At 46.1% G+C, this 17,186-nt stretch carries 24 protein-coding genes and 1 pseudogene; 17 read left to right on the top strand and 8 right to left on the bottom strand.

Annotated elements, in window-relative coordinates; translation table 11 throughout:
* Genes MNV_RS15170 through MNV_RS15160 form a run of 3 tightly spaced genes read left to right on the top strand, consistent with a single transcriptional unit; the run spans position 1 to position 1,119 of the window.
* Entirely contained in the window at positions 1-561 is a 561-nt protein-coding gene (locus MNV_RS15170) for a GTP-dependent dephospho-CoA kinase family protein (RefSeq protein WP_096206790.1), read from the top strand.
* Entirely contained in the window at positions 536-964 is a 429-nt protein-coding gene (locus MNV_RS15165) for a 30S ribosomal protein S24e (RefSeq protein ID WP_096206789.1), read from the top strand. The genes MNV_RS15170 and MNV_RS15165 overlap by 26 nt, the downstream gene beginning before the upstream one ends.
* A gap of 5 nt (positions 965-969) precedes the next feature.
* Entirely contained in the window at positions 970-1,119 is a 150-nt protein-coding gene (locus MNV_RS15160) for a 30S ribosomal protein S27ae (RefSeq protein WP_096206788.1), read from the top strand.
* Positions 1,120-1,157: 38 nt separating this feature from the next.
* Here the strand turns inward: MNV_RS15160 and MNV_RS15155 are convergent, their stop codons facing one another.
* Genes MNV_RS15155 through MNV_RS21050 form a run of 3 tightly spaced genes read right to left on the bottom strand, consistent with a single transcriptional unit; the run spans position 1,158 to position 2,049 of the window.
* Positions 1,158-1,439, bottom strand: a complete 282-nt coding sequence (locus MNV_RS15155) for a carboxymuconolactone decarboxylase family protein (protein ID WP_257000086.1) — start codon at positions 1,437-1,439, stop codon at positions 1,158-1,160.
* A gap of 2 nt (positions 1,440-1,441) precedes the next feature.
* Positions 1,442-1,867 (bottom strand): dTMP kinase, encoded by a 426-nt coding sequence (gene tmk / locus MNV_RS15150; protein ID WP_306453658.1) that lies wholly within the window; start codon positions 1,865-1,867, stop codon positions 1,442-1,444.
* Between the two features lie 32 nt (positions 1,868-1,899).
* Entirely contained in the window at positions 1,900-2,049 is a 150-nt protein-coding gene (locus tag MNV_RS21050) for a dTMP kinase (RefSeq protein WP_306453657.1), read from the bottom strand.
* An 83-nt stretch (positions 2,050-2,132) separates the two neighbouring features.
* On the opposite strand from MNV_RS21050, the gene MNV_RS15145 reads away from it, so the two are divergent.
* On the top strand, positions 2,133-2,522 hold the full coding sequence (locus MNV_RS15145; protein ID WP_096206786.1) for a secondary thiamine-phosphate synthase enzyme YjbQ: 390 nt from the start codon (positions 2,133-2,135) through the stop codon (positions 2,520-2,522).
* Positions 2,523-2,540: 18 nt separating this feature from the next.
* Here MNV_RS15145 and MNV_RS15140 read toward each other — a convergent pair whose 3' ends face one another.
* Complete coding sequence (locus MNV_RS15140) at positions 2,541-3,737, bottom strand: methionine adenosyltransferase (RefSeq protein ID WP_096206785.1); 1,197 nt, start codon at positions 3,735-3,737, stop codon at positions 2,541-2,543.
* 142 nt (positions 3,738-3,879) lie between these two features.
* On the opposite strand from MNV_RS15140, the gene twy1 reads away from it, so the two are divergent.
* The 3 genes from twy1 to scpB all read left to right on the top strand — a co-directional run bounded on the left by twy1 (position 3,880) and on the right by scpB (position 6,807).
* Positions 3,880-4,803: a 4-demethylwyosine synthase TYW1 gene (twy1, locus tag MNV_RS15135; RefSeq protein WP_096206784.1), complete on the top strand. Its 924-nt coding sequence runs from the start codon at positions 3,880-3,882 to the stop codon at positions 4,801-4,803.
* 223 nt (positions 4,804-5,026) lie between these two features.
* Entirely contained in the window at positions 5,027-5,716 is a 690-nt protein-coding gene (locus tag MNV_RS15130) for a segregation/condensation protein A (protein ID WP_096206783.1), read from the top strand.
* Complete coding sequence (scpB, locus tag MNV_RS15125; protein WP_096206782.1) at positions 5,713-6,807, top strand: SMC-Scp complex subunit ScpB; 1,095 nt, start codon at positions 5,713-5,715, stop codon at positions 6,805-6,807. The genes MNV_RS15130 and scpB overlap by 4 nt, the downstream gene beginning before the upstream one ends.
* A 4-nt stretch (positions 6,808-6,811) precedes the next feature.
* Here the strand turns inward: scpB and MNV_RS15120 are convergent, their stop codons facing one another.
* Positions 6,812-7,408, bottom strand: a complete 597-nt coding sequence (locus MNV_RS15120; protein ID WP_179294017.1) for a YIP1 family protein — start codon at positions 7,406-7,408, stop codon at positions 6,812-6,814.
* Between the two features lie 221 nt (positions 7,409-7,629).
* Here MNV_RS15120 and MNV_RS15115 point away from each other — a divergent pair, with 221 nt between their 5' ends.
* From MNV_RS15115 to MNV_RS15105, 3 genes are read left to right on the top strand one after another with little or no spacing between them, the layout of a single operon-like run.
* Entirely contained in the window at positions 7,630-8,847 is a 1,218-nt protein-coding gene (locus tag MNV_RS15115; protein ID WP_096206780.1) for a COG1361 S-layer family protein, read from the top strand.
* Positions 8,848-8,851: 4 nt separating this feature from the next.
* Positions 8,852-10,021 (top strand): ABC transporter permease, encoded by a 1,170-nt coding sequence (locus tag MNV_RS15110; RefSeq protein ID WP_096206779.1) that lies wholly within the window; start codon positions 8,852-8,854, stop codon positions 10,019-10,021.
* On the top strand, positions 10,022-10,675 hold the full coding sequence (locus MNV_RS15105) for an ABC transporter ATP-binding protein (RefSeq protein ID WP_096206778.1): 654 nt from the start codon (positions 10,022-10,024) through the stop codon (positions 10,673-10,675).
* Positions 10,676-10,784: 109 nt separating this feature from the next.
* Here MNV_RS15105 and MNV_RS15100 read toward each other — a convergent pair whose 3' ends face one another.
* Positions 10,785-11,567 (bottom strand): LbetaH domain-containing protein, encoded by a 783-nt coding sequence (locus MNV_RS15100; protein WP_218838044.1) that lies wholly within the window; start codon positions 11,565-11,567, stop codon positions 10,785-10,787.
* Between the two features lie 123 nt (positions 11,568-11,690).
* On the opposite strand from MNV_RS15100, the gene MNV_RS19845 reads away from it, so the two are divergent.
* Both MNV_RS19845 and MNV_RS15095 read left to right on the top strand, forming a co-directional pair.
* Entirely contained in the window at positions 11,691-11,828 is a 138-nt protein-coding gene (locus MNV_RS19845; protein WP_179294016.1) for a hypothetical protein, read from the top strand.
* Positions 11,829-11,929: 101 nt separating this feature from the next.
* Entirely contained in the window at positions 11,930-12,664 is a 735-nt protein-coding gene (locus MNV_RS15095) for a cupredoxin domain-containing protein (RefSeq protein WP_096206777.1), read from the top strand.
* On the opposite strand, the gene MNV_RS15090 is transcribed toward MNV_RS15095, so the two are convergent.
* A complete protein-coding gene (locus tag MNV_RS15090; protein WP_096206776.1) occupies positions 12,661-12,981 on the bottom strand; it encodes a hypothetical protein in 321 nt (106 codons plus the stop codon). The genes MNV_RS15095 and MNV_RS15090 overlap by 4 nt on opposite strands.
* A gap of 71 nt (positions 12,982-13,052) precedes the next feature.
* On the opposite strand from MNV_RS15090, the gene MNV_RS15085 reads away from it, so the two are divergent.
* A complete protein-coding gene (locus MNV_RS15085) occupies positions 13,053-13,271 on the top strand; it encodes a hypothetical protein (protein ID WP_096206775.1) in 219 nt (72 codons plus the stop codon).
* A gap of 66 nt (positions 13,272-13,337) precedes the next feature.
* Here the strand turns inward: MNV_RS15085 and MNV_RS15080 are convergent, their stop codons facing one another.
* Positions 13,338-14,549 carry a proteasome-activating nucleotidase gene (locus MNV_RS15080; protein WP_096206774.1) on the bottom strand — a complete coding sequence of 404 codons (1,212 nt, stop codon included), beginning with the start codon at positions 14,547-14,549 and terminating at the stop codon, positions 13,338-13,340.
* Positions 14,550-14,628: 79 nt separating this feature from the next.
* Between MNV_RS15080 and MNV_RS15075 the strand changes: the two genes are divergently transcribed.
* The 4 genes and pseudogenes from MNV_RS15075 (at position 14,629) to MNV_RS15055 (ending at position 17,172) form a co-directional block, all read left to right on the top strand.
* Positions 14,629-15,168 carry a dephospho-CoA kinase gene (locus tag MNV_RS15075; protein WP_096206773.1) on the top strand — a complete coding sequence of 180 codons (540 nt, stop codon included), beginning with the start codon at positions 14,629-14,631 and terminating at the stop codon, positions 15,166-15,168.
* Positions 15,165-15,587 carry an RNA-binding domain-containing protein gene (locus tag MNV_RS15070; protein ID WP_257000085.1) on the top strand — a complete coding sequence of 141 codons (423 nt, stop codon included), beginning with the start codon at positions 15,165-15,167 and terminating at the stop codon, positions 15,585-15,587. The genes MNV_RS15075 and MNV_RS15070 overlap by 4 nt, the downstream gene beginning before the upstream one ends.
* Positions 15,587-16,573, top strand: a pseudogene (gene ccsA / locus MNV_RS15065) (cytochrome c biogenesis protein CcsA). Before MNV_RS15070 ends, ccsA begins: the two are co-directional and overlap by 1 nt.
* Positions 16,570-17,172 (top strand): hypothetical protein, encoded by a 603-nt coding sequence (locus tag MNV_RS15055; protein WP_096206770.1) that lies wholly within the window; start codon positions 16,570-16,572, stop codon positions 17,170-17,172. The pseudogene ccsA and the gene MNV_RS15055 overlap by 4 nt, the downstream one beginning before the upstream one ends.
* Positions 17,173-17,186: the final 14 nt, after the last annotated feature.

The raw sequence follows: 17,186 nt of genomic DNA, 5'->3' as shown, positions 1-17,186 counted from the left end.
TTGAAGATATATTGTCTTCCGGATGAATTAAAATCAGAACTCAGGAAACTTCACGGTGAGCTTTACCGCGGGGACGGGCAGGATACTGCCAGGCAGATAATCAAGGATTTGAAAAATCCTGCTAAAATAATAACAGTAGGAGATATTGTAACATTCAACCTGCTTAATGCCGGGATTGTGCCGGACATATCTTTTGTGGATGACAGGACAAAGCGTATTCCCGCTGCTGATCACATCCTGCACGGTACCAAGCATCCCCGGTTCAGGACTATCACGGTCGAAAACCCGCCTGGTATACTAACGGAAGGACTGCTGCATGAAGTATCAAAAGCTATGGATTCCGATAACCCGGTACGGATATTCGTAAAAGGTGAAGAGGACTTAGCCGCCCTGCCGGCGATCGCCATGGCGCCATTGTCATCAGTAGTTATATATGGTTTGCCGGACGAAGGGGCGGTAGTTGTCAAAGTGACCCAGGACAAGAAAAAAGAGATACAATCATTAATTGATAAAATGAAATGTAAGGAGGAAAATAATGGAACTTCAGATCATCAAAGATAAAAAAAATCCACTATTGAATAGAAGAGAAGTCTCTTTAAAGATCGTCAATAAAGGGACCCCTTCAAGGATAGAAGTGAAGAACAAGCTTGCTGCAATGGCGAACTCCAAACCCGAACTGATCGTTATCGAACAGCTTAATACGGCATTCGGGAAGCAGGAGATAATAGGAACGGCAAGTATTTACGAGACCGAGGAGCGATTAAAACAACTGGCTCACCAGTATCTTGTTGTTCGAGGCGCGCCCAAGCCCACCGAGGAGAAAGCCGAGGAAGCACCGGCTGCACCTGCCGGAGAAGCTAAACAGGAAGCAAAGGCAGAAGCAAAAGCTGAGGCAAAGGCTGAAGCCAAACCAGAGGCAAAAGCTGAGGCAAAATCAGAGAAAAAAGAACCTGAAAAGAAGTGATATTAATGGCAGTAAATAAATTCTACGAAGTAAGCGGGGATAAGGCTAAAAAGGTCAGGCAGTCATGCCCCAGATGCGGTCCGGGAGTTTTTCTCGGAGAGCATAAGAACCGCTTTGCATGCGGGAAATGCGGATATACTGAATTTAAAAAATAATTTTTTTTAAATAATTTATTGAAAAGCAAGGGAATTTTTCAATCAAATAATTCCTTTAAAGCCTGCCCTGCTGTATATATGCAGCCGACGCCGCTCAGGTGTTGTGCTACTCTCAATGCTTCCGCAATCTCCTCTTTTGTAGCGCCAGCCTCCATTGCCTGCTGAGCCAGTACCTTTACACCCTGAACTGCTCCGTACGATGCATCAAAAGCCATGGCTATGAGCAGCTTGAATTTTCCGGGCAGGGCGCCATCTGCAAAAACGGGATGTTCCGGCATTAAATCACCGCTGTTGAATGGGTTTATGGCTGTATTAAACATTATCATCCTGCGGTCGCCATAAAATCTCTAATCGCAGACTCAACCTCACTTCCGACAACTTCGAGTGTAGCATCAGCATCTATTATTACAAAGCGCAGAGGCTCTTCTTTCGCAAGTTTAAGAAAGTTCTCCTGCACGCTTCTCAGGAACCCGATTTTTTCGAATTTCGTATGCTCTCCGCGAACGCCACACCGCGCGACCGCAACAGCCGGGTCGATGGTGAAAAGAATGGTAAGGTCAGGCACTACAGTCCAGCCTTTATGAATACCCTGCACCCATCTCATCGCATCATCGAACATATTTGAAAGAGTGGCGCCCTGGTAGGCATACCTGCTGTCGGAGTACCTGTCGGAAATTACGAGTTTTCCTTCTGCAAGTGCTGGTCTGATCACTTTTGCAATATGCTCTGCATGGTCAGCGACAAACAAAAACAGTTCCGCTAACGGGTCAGCATCGGATTCTATCGATTTTTTACTGTTTTTCCTATCCAGCTCCGGGTGGGCTCTCTTGTAAAAACAGCGTTGGGGAATTCGGTTCCCAGCAGTTTTGCTATACTGGATTTTCCTGTACCATCAATCCCTTCGAGTGTGATCAGTTTTCCTTCTGGCATTCTGGCTATATATCTAATTTATAATGAAAAAGCTTATCCATTTTCCAAAATAGTTTAATTACGGGATAATTTCGGAGGTAATCATGGACATCCAGACCACAACCCGCACCGAACTCATCGACATAACCGACCGCGTGCGCGCAGCGATAAAAGAAAGCGGCACAGAAAACGGCATCTGCGTCGTATCCACACGCCACAGTACGGGCGGCATAATAATCAACGAGAACGAGCGCGGGCTTAGAAGCGATATACTGGACATGCTTGAAGCGCTCGTACCGGAAAATAAGAGCTACGCCCACAACCAGATAGACAATAACGCAGATGCGCATCTGCGGGCCGTGCTGTTGGGAGCAAGCGCGGTCATACCGGTCGAGGGCGGACATCCTGTACTGGGAACGTGGCAGAGCGTATTCTTCGTTGAGCTTGACGGACCCAGGACCCGTCACGTTGATGTGAAAATACTAAAAGGGTAAAAAGAGAAAAATAGAGAGCTAAAAAGTATCCAGCTCTCCCCTGGCTATCATTTCTGTGACCTTGGTGATATCAGCAAGCCACTGGTCGATGATCGCCTCGGATTCTGATTTTATCACGCTCATATTCGCACCTGCTTCGGGTATCACCTGCGCGCTTGCGATAAGCGGCTGGTCTATCGGATGCCCTATCTGCGACAGGATGCGGATATGCACGTCCTCGATTCCCGGGACTTTTTCTGCGATATCGTTCGCCATCCGGTTGGAGAGGAGGTTGTACAGCTTGCCGACATGGTTTATCGGGTTTTTACCGCTTGTGGCTTCCATGCTCATCGGTCTGTTAGGCGTTATCAGACCGTTACACCTGTTCCCCCTTCCCACCGAGCCGTCATCGCCCATTTCCGCGGAAGTCCCGGTAACGGTCAGGTAAACGCACCCGCTTTCTTCATGATCGCCAGTATTAACAAAGACCTCCACTTCACGGTTGGTATATTTCATCGCAAGGTCGCATATTTTATCGCTGAGCTCTTCTTTTATGGAGAAATAGTGTGAAGCATCGTCTATGTACTTCCCTATCATTGCACAGGCGACGGTGAGGGTGATCTTATCGTTCTTCCTCATGCCCATGACCTTAATATCTGTTCCAATGGCAGGGATATCTTTCTTGAAATTCAACACCATTTGCCGCTCTGTATTATAGACTATATTCTCAGTTTCGGAGAAGGGAGCGAACCCCACACCGAAAGATGTATCATTTGCCATAGGCGCTTGTCCGCGCCTGAAAACGCTCTGGAGGTCTGTTGACCCGACGCCAAGTTTGCAGTCGATGATAATATCATGCTCAGAATCGATGTCCGGAAGGGTGTTTTTCAGGTATTGTTTCGCAGCCTTTACAGCCGTGGTATCAGTGGGGATTTTACAGTCCTGGAATTCTTTTGTCGCCCTCCCTACGAGAAGCACATACATCGGCGATATCAGTTCCCCACCTTTGTATTCCGGGCAGGAGCGTCCAGCCACGACCTCGACCTGATCGGTATTATGGTGAAGGACTGTTCCGCATTTTTTGATGTATTCATTGCATAGCGAGCGGCTTACAGCCTCAGCAAAGCCATCTGCCATGCTATCCGGGTGCCCAACCCCTTTTCTCTCTACTATCTCAATCTCCTGTTTTTCTATAGGAGTTTGTGTAAGTTTCTCCACACGAATGTTTCTTGGCATTAAATTACCTCTAATGGTTTACTCTATCTGATGTTATTTTGTGTATAATAGCTTTCGGTTTAGGTAAGGGTAGTTAGAAGCAAAATATCTTTTTAGGGGCGAGTTTATAAATAGGTCGGTGTATTTGTCTAATTCCGAACCGATGAAACCTATAACCGAATCAACAAAAGACCTCCTAAAAAAACACGGCTATCATCTCGCCGGCACCCACGGTGCAGTGAAAACATGCCTCTGGCTTAACAAAAGCCTGCGCAACGATGGGGACTGTTATAAATCAAAATTCTACGGTATAACCTCACACCGCTGCATCCAGATGACGCCCACCCTTGTATGCAACCACCGCTGCCTCCACTGCTGGCGCGCTGTTGAAGCGCCCGTGGAAGTCCCCGAAAAATGGGATTCTCCGCAGGACATAGTGGAAAGCTGCCTCGCCGGGCAGCACAGGCTTGTATCGGGCTATGGCGGCTCTGAGATTATGGATAAAACGAAGTGGAAAGAGGCTTTTACACCCAAGCATGTTGCTATTTCGCTTTCAGGTGAGCCGACGATATACCCTTATCTGCCCGAACTCATTGAAGAATTCCACAAAAAAGACCTGACAACTTTTGTAGTCACCAACGGAACAAACCCCGGAATGGTCGGAGATATCAAGCCCACGCAACTTTATATCAGCCTGAATGCACCTGATAAGGAGGCATATGGAAAGGTATGCAGACCGCTTGGAGACACATGGGAGAACATAAAGCATTCACTAGAAGTTATGAAGGATTTCAAGGCGAGGACTGCAGTCAGGATTACTCTGACAAAAGGTGTGAATGTGTCCGCGCCCGAAGGCTATGCGCGGCTTATAGAAGCGGCAGAGCCCGATTACGTTGAACTGAAAGCTTATATGCACCTTGGATTTTCAAGAATGCGGCTGTCGCGGGATAACATGCCATCCCACCGGGAGGTGCTGGAATTCTCAAAAGAGGTCGCTCTGGCGCTGGGCTATCTTATCGCGGATGAATCAGAGGCAAGCAGGGTTGTTCTACTGTCAAAAGACGGGGAAAAGCGGGATATTGTGTAATTATAATTCTCGGTCTTTTTGGGCATTATCAGATGTTCCGAGCATTCCTCATAAGCTCAAATAAGCGCTATAACCCATGCCAAGCCTTAAATAAATTTGAACCTATTAAAGAGCAGTAGATATATAACCCTAAACAGGATTGTATAGAAGAGATACATTAAAAACAACCGGAAGACTAAATCTGTAAATAAGGCAAAGTTTTCCGAATTCATATGAATTAAATATGTCCGAAGGAGAAGCAGTTCTAATCGAGGAAATACTGGAAGAACCTATCGAAATCCTTGTAAACATGGCGAAAAACGGGGAGATTGACCCCTGGAATGTCGATATAGTCGAGGTTACTGATAAGTTCCTGAAGCAGCTTGAGGCGCTGGAAAAAATGGATCTGCGCATCTCTGGAAGGACATTGCTGTATGCTGCCATACTGCTTCGCATGAAATCCAATGCCCTTGTGGACATAGAGGAACCGCAGGAAATAATCGATGACGATTACGAGCAATTCGAGATCAGTGATTATCCAGTGCCTGCGCTGCCGTTGCGCCGTACGTCCAGGCGGCCTGTGACGCTTGAGGAATTGCTTTCGGAATTAAAGAAGGCTGAGCTGATAGAGAAGCGGAGGCTGGAACGCTTTAAGAACATTAAGGACGAACGCCGCGCCACGCTCAAGGAGGTGCTGTCGATAGCCCACGACGAGGATGTCGAAAGCAGGGTCGGGAAGATGCGGAATTTGCTGGACGGGCTTTTTGAGAACCAGCAGAATATCAGGTTCTCAGACCTTGTCCGGACACTTGACAGGTCTGGAAAGGTAATGGCATACCTGGCGATATTATTCCTTGCAACAAAAAAGGAAATATGGCTTGACCAGGAAGAACTTTTCGGTGAGCTTTTCATTCGCAAACAGGGGGCATCGTGAGCGAAGGAAAGGAGATCATAGAAGCTGCGCTGTTCGCTTCGGGTGAACCCCTGGATGAGTTGCAGCTTCGTAACCTTACAAAATTAAAGAACGTAGGGGATATAGTCAGGCAGTTGATGGACGAGTACGCGCAGCGGGGCTCTGCCATAGAGATTGTAGAGATAGAAGGGAGGTTTGTGATGCAGGTCAAGCCTGAGTATGCGGAGAAGGTGCGGCATATAGCACCAAAGGAACTGCGCTCCCCTGTGCTTCGCACGCTATCTATGATTGCGTATCACCAGCCCATTACAGTGGCAGAGCTTGTTGACAGGAGAGGCGCCGCCGCTTATGATCATGTGAGAGACCTTGAGGAGAGGGGCTTGATATCGGCAGAACCACATGGCAGGACGCGGATGCTGCAAACTACGGCGCGGTTTGCAGAATACTTTAACCTTGATTCAGCAGACCCTGAAGCTATCAAACACAAGATAATCGAGCTTGCGCGCGAGCAGAAGATGGGGCTTGATAAATGGCTTGGGAAGCAGGGGATAGGCGTTACCCCGATGTATGAGTCGTTGATGGCACTTTGCGGGATCGCGGAATTTGAGGTGGTTAACCCGTATAACCCTACGGACGAGGAGCGGGACCGTGTGCAGGATCTCGGAGTCCTTGTGATTTCAAAAGGCTATGGAGAGAAGATCGGCAAGTATTTTGACGGCAGGATAATCGAGGTCTCGGCAGCAACGTTCGATGACCTTATCAATTCGATAAACTTGCTCGCCGAGTACGGGAGTAAAATAAAGGTCAAGGAAAGCATCGAACGTATCTCCGGTTTGAAGGATGAGTATATCGAGAAAACGTACTCTATCACCACGAAAGTGGCGCCGCAAACAGAGATGGTGTCGCGCATCGTCAATGAACTGCGCCTGGGGATCTCATCCAATGGCGTAAAGATAGCGCCTGATTACGGTACATCGAGTGAAGGCAAGGAGATAGGAGGCGGGGCTGATATCCTGGTTCCCACGCATAAGAATGCCGAAATGGATGTTGTGAAGAGGATATGCCAGAAGTACGATGCTGTGATCGAGGGATTAAAAAAGGTAAAGAAGTAATGGGTCAATACCCATACCGCGGCACTCCTGTACTTGTCATGTATGCAACTAACAATGCTGCAAGAACTACTGCTAGTATAATACCCAGTATTATCGGTATAAGTATAGCAAGAATTGCCCTTCCGGTAGTTAGCCCATGAAGCTGTCGAATCCCGATAATCTCCACAATTAATGACCATATCGAGGCGATTATGCTTACAAGCGGTATCCAGCCAAGCAGCAAAGACGGGGTTGCTCCATACATAACAGCTTTTATTGTTTGCACAATTCCTTTTCTTCCGCCCACAATGTAAACGAAGATATGAAGTATCGCTCCTCCTATGAATGCACCTGCTATTGCAAGTATCATAAACATCACAAAGAATACTACAGCTGCACCTATTCCGGCTCCGGCACCCATCATCATTCCAAAGTCCCTGAATCCCATCATAGAACCGAACAGGCTGCCTGCGAATGTAAACATTAATGCAAAAAGTGCTGAATACGCAACAGCAATAATTGCATAATATTTTAGAGCTTCTTCCAAGGTTTCATCTTTCAAAGAATCAAATGTCTTTGAAGGTTCCAGTAACAATCCTTTTACTTTTTCAAGGAAATCCATATAGTACCACAACCAATTAAAGAAGTATCTTATTATATATAATTTTGCATGATTACTCATCTGCAGCATTGATTTCTGCATATAAACCAACGGAAGCAAAAGTATATTTTGAATAAAATGGATTAAAATATCTGAAGCTGTGGGAATAAAGGTGACTCTAAATTATCTTTAAATCACAGTACATCATAAAATACGGCTGAATTAAAATCCGGTGTTAATTTATGAAAAAAATCCTGGCACTTACTTTACTAATTCTATTGACTTCCGCAGCCAATACACAGGCACAATCTGAACAGCTCCCTTTCAATATTACTTATGTCGTTTCCGTTCCCCATCTCACGCCGGGTGACAGGAACGTGGGACTGGAGTTCACGGTACAGAATAATATAGATGCGCCTGTGGATAATGTAAAAATATACCTTTTCCTGAGATACCCTTTCTCCGCATCTATACCTCCCAATAACAAACTCGGGGAGATCAGCTATCCGGGATACCTTATCGCAAGCGGAGGTTATGGGAATGAATATACGCAGTATTTCAACCTGGCCGCGGGGACCGCGCATAAGACTTTTTTCAAGATCGACGTGGAGAGGAACGCAACATACGGACAATACGACATACCATATACAGTTTATTACGGGCAGAATAAAGAATCCACAGGCAAGATAACGCTTGCTGTCAAGGGGAATACGCTTGTAGAGGTCAGGAGCGTGCAGGTTATAGCGAACAGCTCACAGGTCGAGCCCGGCGAACCGTTCAAGATGGCGGTCTCGCTTGAGAACGTCGGCGATAACGAGATAAAATGGCTGAAGCTGACGCTGAACCCAAGGGACAAAGAGCTCGTGCCGTTGTCCTCTGACTCCGAGCGTATTTTTAAAGACCTGTCCCAGGGAATGGAAAAAGATGCTGAATTCTGGTTCTCAATGGAAAAGAATGCAATTATCAAGAACTATCCTGTTGACCTTATCCTTGATTATATGGATGAAAGGGGCATTGAATACAACGAGACAAAACTCGTAGGTATAGTCGCAGCCGGCAGGGCAAACCTCGATATCGCGAAAAAGACAACTGAACCTGCAAGAATACAGGAGAATGAGCCCTTTACGCTGACGGTGAAAATCGAGAACACTGGCACGGGGGATGCAAAAGGCGTAACGGCGCGCCTTGAATCAGGACTTGAAGGCGATACCCTGGCATACCTGGGAGAAATCAAAAAAGACGATTATTCCAATGCCATATTTACCCTTGATGGGGCAGGGAGCGGTAAAAAGTCGGCAGTTTTGAACATAAGTTTTCAAGACGATTTCGGAAAGCGCGAGATACAAAGAGAGCTTATCCTGATAGTCGCTCCTGCTAACAGCAGTAACCCTCTTCCTGTTATAATCGGTTTGATCGCGATACTGGCTTTGTTGTATTTCTGGAAGCTAAGGAAACACTGATATCATGAAGGCGTGGCTTTTCCTTGCTATCAAGGACATGTCCAAAAGAAGGCGCGAGACCCTGATGGTCATCCTTGCCATAACTATTGGCGTAGTAGGTCCTATTTTTACAACCGCACTGAACAACGGGATGCAAAATGCGTTTGTAGGAAACGCAGTCGATGTTTTTCTCGGGCATATGCAGATACAGCCGAACACAGGTGATGATGTAATTGCGAGGTCTGAAAGCGTGGTATCAAAAGCCTCAGGTATAAAAGGCATTGTAGGGGTGGCGCCAAGGGTAACAGGGGGTGTGGAGATAGAATCGAAAACAGAAAAGATCGGGATCGCTATATTCGGTGTCAAACCGTCGCTTGAAGAAAAAGCCTCCACGCTCTCTAAAACCGTAGAAAGGGGGGAATTCCTTGACGATAAGGATAAATATGAACTGTTGATAGGGACTTCTCTTGCAGAAATCCTGAAAGTTGATGTGGGAGATACGGTTCTTATCCTGTACCAGGACAGAGAGCCCATAGAGTTCAGGATAAAGGGTATTATCAGCACCGGGACATGGGAGCTTGACAGGTACGGCATAATTGCTACATATGATACAGTCAAACAGCTTGTCGAAAAAGATGATGCTACCAGCATTCTTATACGGCTTGAAAATCCCGATAATTCATTAATGTATAAGACCATACTCCAGAAAGAGACTACTCTTCCGAACGTAAAGACCTGGCAGGAGCTTTCAGCCGGCATGGCGGGGATGATAGAGACCTTCGGCGCCATATCGCTGCTTACCTCGGCGATCCCCGTATTTGTCGCAGCTATCGCCATAAGCCTGATAATATATACTACAGTGAAAAACAAGATACGCGAGATAGGTGTTCTCAAAGCGATGGGGGCAAAAGGGTCTATGATACTGAAAATCTATCTTGCAGAGGCTCTTTTTATCGGCGTGATCGGGACTATGCTTGGCACCGTCGGCAGCATGTTCCTGGTAGAGGGCATGCGCCAGAATCCTCTTGTAATGGAGCCCGAATATGGAATGAAGCTTGTTATTATCCCGTGGATTTCTGCGCGGTCGATAATCGCGGCGGACCTGGCTATACTCATGACCTGCATCATAGGCGGTATGTACCCTGCATCGGTGGCGGCGAAGACGAATATCATAAAAGCCATATGGGGAGGATAGTTGATAGAACTTAAGAATATCCGGAAGATATATTACATGGGCAAGATAGAGGTACCGGCGCTCCGGGGCGTGGATTTAGATATCGGCAGGGGCGAATTCGTGGCACTCATGGGTCCTTCGGGGAGCGGAAAATCCACTTTGCTGAACATGATGGGGCTTCTGGATGCGCCAACATCGGGAAGCATCTTTATCGACGGTTCTGACGTATCCTCGTTGAACGAAAACGAGAGGGCGGATTTCAGGCTAAGGAAGCTCGGTTTCGTTTTCCAGTTCTTCAGCCTGCTTATGGAACTCAGCGCGCTTGAGAACGTCGCACTTCCCATGATCATGGATAACAGGAAATACGACCGGGCTGCCTCACTTCTGGAGCTTGTGGGACTGGGCGACAGGGCGGACCATACCCCGAATGAACTTTCAGGCGGACAGCAGCAGCGTGTTGCGATCGCGCGAGCCCTTGCGAACGAGCCGGCTATACTGCTTGCGGATGAGCCGACGGCTAACCTGGATACCGAGTCCTCAAACCAGATCGTGCAGCTTTTCAGGGAGCTGAATGAACAGCGCGGGCAGACCATAATCATGGTAACGCATGAGCCAGACCTGGGGGAAAAGGCGGACAGGATTGTAAGGCTGAAGGATGGGAGGGTTGTAACATAAGGTAAATTAATATCTCAGAAATTATTTTCTTAATTATAAAAATTACTCGAAGAAGCCCCAGCTTGAACCAGAATAAAGGGCGCGTCAAAAGACGCCCCCTGACTTTCATTTATTCCTTCTTCAACTCCGCATGCCCTCCATCGCCTTCCGAAGCCTCTGGCGCGCTTTTTCCGCCCATCATGTTATAGCCCTTAGCCAGGTTCGTGTTCACATGCAGCACTCCCTCGTTCAGGTGCGCGAACACGTAATCCTCAGTGATAACAGGCAGGGCATCAGCTACGGACTGATTGGAAACAATCATTCCAAGAGGCACATATCTGCCATCGGGGATGGTCACGCCCACAACCCTTGCCGCAGGCTCGATCACCACATTGTTACCAACCTTTGATTTGAACACGAACGCCTGCATGCCCACAAAGGTATCATCGCCCACGCTCGCCGGGCCGTGAACCTGCGCCTGATGAGCCAGTGAGACCCTATCACCGATGTACACGGCGTATTTTTGGCCTTTGACCTCGACCAGGTTCTTCTCTACCGGTTTTCCTTCCTCATCAGAGGTCTCAAGCGCATGTATCGAAACACCGTCCTGCACGTTCGTATCATTGCCTATATGGATTGGCATCCCTTCATCGCCCCTCACCGAAGCCTGTGGTGAGACCATTACGTTCTTACCGATGTACACTGCTCCTATTACGGAAGCCTGGGGATGGACATATGCTGAAAGCTCAATGTCAGGCTTGATGTTTTTATTGTTCCAGGGAGTCATAGGGCTTGCGCCTACACTTGATTTGCTGTAAACTTGTTCTACACGCTCAACGCATCCTGTTGCTAAGAGGACTGCCAGTACTATGAGTATAGATATTTTGATATGGTTTGGTTTAATAATTACCACCCGATATGTTTTCAGAACATTGCTACTACTTAAATTTTTTCAAAAAAATTCATCCATGTATTCTTATTCGGCTTGTTTTTCCTGGTCAATGGATTTTTCGAAGTGTTAAATCTGCCCGATTCCATGGTATTTTTCGAATTCTTTGAAATGATGGCACTTATCAGCCTTGTATTATTTGCGCGTGACTGGTATGCTGTATTAAAAACATGTGCGCATAAAAAATCCCTGCCGCAGGAACTTACTGACACCACCAAATATTAGAGCAAACTTCGGAAAATGGTTAAAAATCTTACAGATGTCAATCGATATATTAATATATAGCTAAATATATAGGTCAATAGTAGTTTTAAGATGGTGTCGAAATGGAAGAAAGATGTCCGAAATGCGGTGAGCCGTTAATAACCAAAACCATTAAAAAAGAACTTGGTCTTGGCAGCATTGATTACCCTGTTGCCAGGGTATGTCCGAAATGCAACTGGAACATAGATTTGACAGGCGCGAAAGATATAAAACCATCTGTAACGCCTGTGATTGAAGATGTTAAAAAAGTAGAGGTAAAACCTTCTGTTGTCGCAAAACCGCCGGTTGTACCTGTCCCTTCCGGAGCGCAGCCAGCAGCGGGGACAGGGGGTTTCAATAAGGTACTGACGATAGGTCTGGCAATACTGGTCATCGGGGGGCTTATCTGGGCATTTTCGTCTAATTCAGCAGCACCGAAACAGTCGACCCCGGCATCAACTTTATCTCCGACGCCGACTCCGGCAATTACGGCAACAGCGGCAACACCTGTGGTCACAGTGGTCACAGGCACCCAGTTCCCGGAAATTACTCCTACGGGAAATAAGACTTATATTACATTAGACCGCTACAGGATTTTTAGAGGCGCTTCTTTAAATCTCAGAGCAGGTGATGAAGTTATCTGGTCCAATGAAGGACTGGACCCAATTACTGTTGCAAGCGATGATATCCCGGGATTCACGGAAAAAGTCCTGGATAACGGCAGACAAACATCACCGTATATGTTCAAGACTTCCGGAACCTATATTTATTACGTTAAAAATAATAAAAATGTGAATGGAACTATAAAGGTAACTTAGACCATGGTCCAGTCAAGCTGGAAACCATCAAGGGTCATAAGGATTATTTTTTGCTTTATACCCGGAAGTTCATAAGGCATATCCTCATACCCTATATACAACTCCTCGCCAGGGTTAATCTCAGGCGGCGGGTTGAGTACTTTTCCAAAAAAGTATTTTTTATTTGTTTTGGTATCCACTACCACAACATTTCTCCAGCCTTTGGCCTGTGCAACACGTACGACTGTGCATTTCCTCTTGACTTTTTTTAGCCTTTTTTTTATTCCGTCAACCTCGGTTTCAACAGTCTGGATAACATCGGTATCTTTATCATTCATTTTCAGGTCACCTTAAGATACCTTGATATACCTGTCCATATGTATTAAAGCATACTATCCAGGTGATTTACATGGGACTTCCAGCCACCAAACGTTATTTGATTGAGTTGCTCCACAAACACAAACTTACATATGAACAGCTTGGCAATTATTCTGGAATAGACCCGGAAAGAATTAAAGCCATTAAGAAAGGTGAAGAAGCAACAGTAGAAGAAAGACTTAAAATAAGGAACCTAGCTTATTCATTATCCGACCTTCGCTCAAAAGATACGGGCGAAACGATGGATTAACTTTTTAAAAATTGCCGGGTATAAACCGGCAATTGATTTCTTTTAAATTGAAATATTTTACAGGGATTATACGAACATCCCTGTCACTTCGTCTTTTTTCTCCTTGATAATCATCTTATCATAAGCTTTCTTAAAATCTTCCACGGTTACCAGCTTACCTTTTCTTCTGATAACGTTCATGCCCGCTTCGGTAACAATGGCTTTAAGGTCTGCGCCGCTTAATCCTTCTGTCAGCTCTACAAGCTCGTCAAAGTCCACGTTATCAAGCTTCATGTTCCGCGAGTGTATCTTCAGTATCTCCAGGCGTCCTTCGGCATCAGGTCTGGGTACTTCGATTATCCTGTCAAACCTTCCGGGTCTTAATAAGGCGGGGTCAAGAAGATCGATACGATTCGTGGCTGCGACCACTTTCACATCACCCCGCTTATCAAAGCCGTCAAGCTCCGCAAGCAGCTGTACCATTGTCCTGTTAACTTCCGATGAACCCGTAGTGCCGTCGTAGCTTCTCCTGCTTCCGACCGCATCTATCTCGTCTATAAAAACGATACTTGGGGATTTTTCCCTTGCTATATCGAATACATCCCTCACAAGACGCGCGCCTTCCCCTATGTATTTCTGGACAAGCTCGGTTCCGCTCATCCTGATAAAGGTAGCCTTGGCCCTGTGTGCAACTGCTTTGGCTATAAGGGTTTTCCCGGTACCGGGTGGACCGTATAGCAGGATGCCATTGGGAGGCTCAACCCCTACTTCCGCGAAAAGCTCAGGATTCGTAAGCGGAAGCTCAAGTACCTCGATAACTTCATCTATCTGCCTGTTCAGACCACCTATCATATTATAATCGACATCGGGAGCTTCGATCAGCTCCATTACACGTGCTCTTACATCTGCCGATTTGGATAATACCCTGACGATCGCAAGGTTATTTGTAACCGCTACACGCGCACCTGCTTCTATTTTTGTTTTAATTTCATCAGGCACCCATGTGACGATCTCCTGGTTGCTGCCGTGCTGCCTTAGAAGCGCCATGTCATCAAGCAGTTCCACGACACTGCAAATGAACAGGGGCGGCTTTTTCAACTGCTCTATCTGCTTTTGATATTCCTGGATAGTCTGGACATATTTATTGTTCAGGATCGCTGCTTCAAGAAGCCTTGAATGCATCTCTTTTACCTGATCACGCAGGGATTCTACCATTTCCCGCAATTCTTTTATCTCTGTCCCGCTATCCTTTTGAATCGTACTGTCTGCAGCAGGATTTTTCGCTATAGCTTCTTCCATGAGCGAAGGAATATGATTTTATAGCATATAAATATTGGGTGCATAAGTTTATAAACTTCCAGCAGAATTAACCCTGCCCATGAAGATTATTGCATTTGTTGGAATGCCTGCATCCGGAAAATCCGAAGCGTCAAATATCGCCCGGAGCCTGAACATACCGGTCGTGAACATGGGCGACGTTGTAAGGGAAGAAACCGCAAGGTGCGGTCTACCTCCCACTGATGAGAATATCGGCGGCACGGGAACCAGGCTTCGCAGGGAAGAGGGTATGGATGCGATTGCAAGAAGGTGTGTTCACAAAGTCCATTTGCTTGATTCGCCTGTTATTGTTATCGATGGTACAAGGAATATAGAAGAGGTAAATTATTTCAAAAACCAGTTCGGAGACGATTTTAAGCTTGTAGCCATAGATGCTTCTTTTGATATCAGGTTTGAGAGGGTTAAAAAGCGCGCCCGTTCTGATGACATGTGCAGCACAGAGGAATTAAAAAGGCGCGATGAACGCGAGAAAGGCTGGGGACTGGATAAAGCGATAGAAATTGCGGATATAACTATAAGTAATACCAGCTCCCTTGAAAAATTCCATGAACAGGTCAAAAAATTGCTCATAAATTTATGATAGCAACAGTAAAGGTCTTTGCACTTGTACACCCTACGGAAGTCCGGGAAAAAGTTGAAACTGCGATCATGAATTTAATCCCTGTAAAACTTTTGCTACAGGATTTTGGTGTTCCGGGGCTCTACGGGGAGGGGGACATGGGAAGCCTTCGAAAGTTACATCAGCTTTTAAGGGAACACTGCATCCTTGATACGGCGCGCCAGGTATTCATGAATGGCATTGAAGTGAATACCATACAGTTCAAGCTGAATAAACAGGTAGCTTATGTGGGGAAAGTGAATTTCCCGGCTGGTGAGGAGAGCCTGGGTTCGATACATATTGAAATATCTGCCGGGAATAAAGAAGACCTCATGACCATCATCGACTGGCTTTCACCCCGCACGGTTGATGGCAAACCCGTCGAGGAGATCGAGCTGTAATGGGCTTTCCCGAATATCTGGCAGCAAGGGAGTCCCTGGCTATTATCGGGAAGCCGGTAATTACATATATTCTGATAATATCGTTATTACAAGGTATCCTCTCGTTTCTTTATATCATTAAGAGAAAAAATGTATATTACGATTATTTGATAAAATTTATATATATTAATACAGGTCTTTATGTCCTCGGCTTTATTTTTCTCATCCGGTTCCACATACAGATTTATAATACGGTTTTGATCGAATACCCGGCGGTTTTACGGCAATTGATACCCGTGGACAGCAGCCGCTTCATCATCCCGCTCTGGATCGAATCGGAGAAACTGTACTTCTGGGCTATGGTAGCCTTTATTTTTGTTCTGGTAATGCAGAGGCGAAAAGACATTATTGCCTTTATTGGCATAATTTTGTCGATCTTCTCAACGCTCATATTTTTCCTCTCCAACCCGTTTAAAGAACCGTTACCCGCCGTCCACAGCGAGATTACCATGTGGTATTCCGCGCTCGGAAGGGGAGATGGGACGATTTTCCAGGTAGCCGGGACATTATACGGGCGCATCACATACTACTACAATTCAGCCTATATGTGGACGCACCCGCCAATGCTGTTCATTGCATACGCTTCTCTTATAATTACCTTTGCTGCATGCGTTTACATGCTCATCAGGAAGGATAAGCTCTATGATGAGATCGCGTACAGGTATGCAAAGCCGGGATATATCCTGCTCACGGCGGGAATGCTTATCGGCTACCCATGGGCTATAGAGGCGTGGAAAGACAGCGCGTGGTGATGGGACCCCAAAATAAGCGGCTCGATAATGATGTGGGTGCTTTACAGCGCATACCTGCACGCCCGTATATACGCTAACAGGGATAAAATGTGGAGAACGACTGCGTATACAGGGATAATCTGCTTCGCATCCCTGGTATTTACTTACCTGCTTACCTATATCGTTCCGGGGATACATTCGGTGGTGCAGCCATGAGGCTTAAAAACTACGATTATTATCTGATAATCTTTACAACCCTTATTCTTTTTGCGATAGGTCTGGTCAGCGTTTACGGGATTACTTATTACAATTATCTTTCAGTTGACCCGCAGTGGACCCGGACTGCCCAGTACGGCAAGTATATAGATGAAATGAATTCGTACATCTACCCGTTCCTTTTGCTTCTGCTTATATCGCTTGGCCTGTGCATTCCCAAAAGGCTGTTTGAACAGGATATACTGGTAAAATTCGGTGCTGCAGTGCTGGGAGTGATGGTCATGCTGGTATTTTTAAGAGGCATAGGGACAGGATTGGGTTTTATGCTTGCGGTTATGATAGCGGTACAGGCTGTCATTCTTATCCTGACATTCAAAAAGAGCCAGGCGATCAGGTTCGAGAAAGAAGGATATATGATAAGGCTTGGCTCATCGCTCCTGCATCTGGGGATTGTTATACTGGTCTTTAATTTTGTAAGCTTAAGAGATAATCCTTTCCATATTCTGATATTCTGGACCGGGACGCTGCTTGTAGTCGCAGGGAACATTTTTTCCTTTTACCCGGAAAGGGTAACATCACTCATGATTTTGATAAAGTGAACGCAATCCTATAA

The sequence above is a fragment of the Candidatus Methanoperedens nitratireducens genome (assembly GCF_900196725.1).
Classification (GTDB): domain Archaea; phylum Halobacteriota; class Methanosarcinia; order Methanosarcinales; family Methanoperedenaceae; genus Methanoperedens; species Methanoperedens nitroreducens_A.
This window is presented reverse-complemented; position numbering and strand designations above follow the sequence as displayed.

Bases quoted from the DNA above. Each gene is read 5' to 3' on its own strand.
- MNV_RS19845 (WP_179294016.1), top strand. From the start codon at position 11,691: ATGGTATTTTTCGAATTCTTTGAAATGATGGCACTTATCAGCCTTGTA.
- MNV_RS15070 (WP_257000085.1), top strand. From the start codon at position 15,165: ATGATAGCAACAGTAAAGGTCTTTGCACTTGTACACCCTACGGAAGTC.
- MNV_RS15145 (WP_096206786.1), top strand. From the start codon at position 2,133: ATGGACATCCAGACCACAACCCGCACCGAACTCATCGACATAACCGAC.
- MNV_RS15095 (WP_096206777.1), top strand. From the start codon at position 11,930: ATGGAAGAAAGATGTCCGAAATGCGGTGAGCCGTTAATAACCAAAACC.
- MNV_RS15160 (WP_096206788.1), top strand. From the start codon at position 970: ATGGCAGTAAATAAATTCTACGAAGTAAGCGGGGATAAGGCTAAAAAG.
- MNV_RS15155 (WP_257000086.1), bottom strand. From the start codon at position 1,439: ATGTTTAATACAGCCATAAACCCATTCAACAGCGGTGATTTAATGCCG.
- MNV_RS15085 (WP_096206775.1), top strand. From the start codon at position 13,053: ATGGGACTTCCAGCCACCAAACGTTATTTGATTGAGTTGCTCCACAAA.
- MNV_RS15090 (WP_096206776.1), bottom strand. From the start codon at position 12,981: ATGAATGATAAAGATACCGATGTTATCCAGACTGTTGAAACCGAGGTT.
- MNV_RS15130 (WP_096206783.1), top strand. From the start codon at position 5,027: ATGTCCGAAGGAGAAGCAGTTCTAATCGAGGAAATACTGGAAGAACCT.
- MNV_RS15080 (WP_096206774.1), bottom strand. From the start codon at position 14,549: ATGGAAGAAGCTATAGCGAAAAATCCTGCTGCAGACAGTACGATTCAA.
- MNV_RS15120 (WP_179294017.1), bottom strand. From the start codon at position 7,408: ATGGATTTCCTTGAAAAAGTAAAAGGATTGTTACTGGAACCTTCAAAG.
- MNV_RS15055 (WP_096206770.1), top strand. From the start codon at position 16,570: ATGAGGCTTAAAAACTACGATTATTATCTGATAATCTTTACAACCCTT.
- MNV_RS15140 (WP_096206785.1), bottom strand. From the start codon at position 3,737: ATGCCAAGAAACATTCGTGTGGAGAAACTTACACAAACTCCTATAGAA.
- twy1 (WP_096206784.1), top strand. From the start codon at position 3,880: ATGAAACCTATAACCGAATCAACAAAAGACCTCCTAAAAAAACACGGC.
- MNV_RS15165 (WP_096206789.1), top strand. From the start codon at position 536: ATGGAACTTCAGATCATCAAAGATAAAAAAAATCCACTATTGAATAGA.
- MNV_RS15115 (WP_096206780.1), top strand. From the start codon at position 7,630: ATGAAAAAAATCCTGGCACTTACTTTACTAATTCTATTGACTTCCGCA.
- MNV_RS15110 (WP_096206779.1), top strand. From the start codon at position 8,852: ATGAAGGCGTGGCTTTTCCTTGCTATCAAGGACATGTCCAAAAGAAGG.
- MNV_RS21050 (WP_306453657.1), bottom strand. From the start codon at position 2,049: ATGCCAGAAGGAAAACTGATCACACTCGAAGGGATTGATGGTACAGGA.
- MNV_RS15075 (WP_096206773.1), top strand. From the start codon at position 14,629: ATGAAGATTATTGCATTTGTTGGAATGCCTGCATCCGGAAAATCCGAA.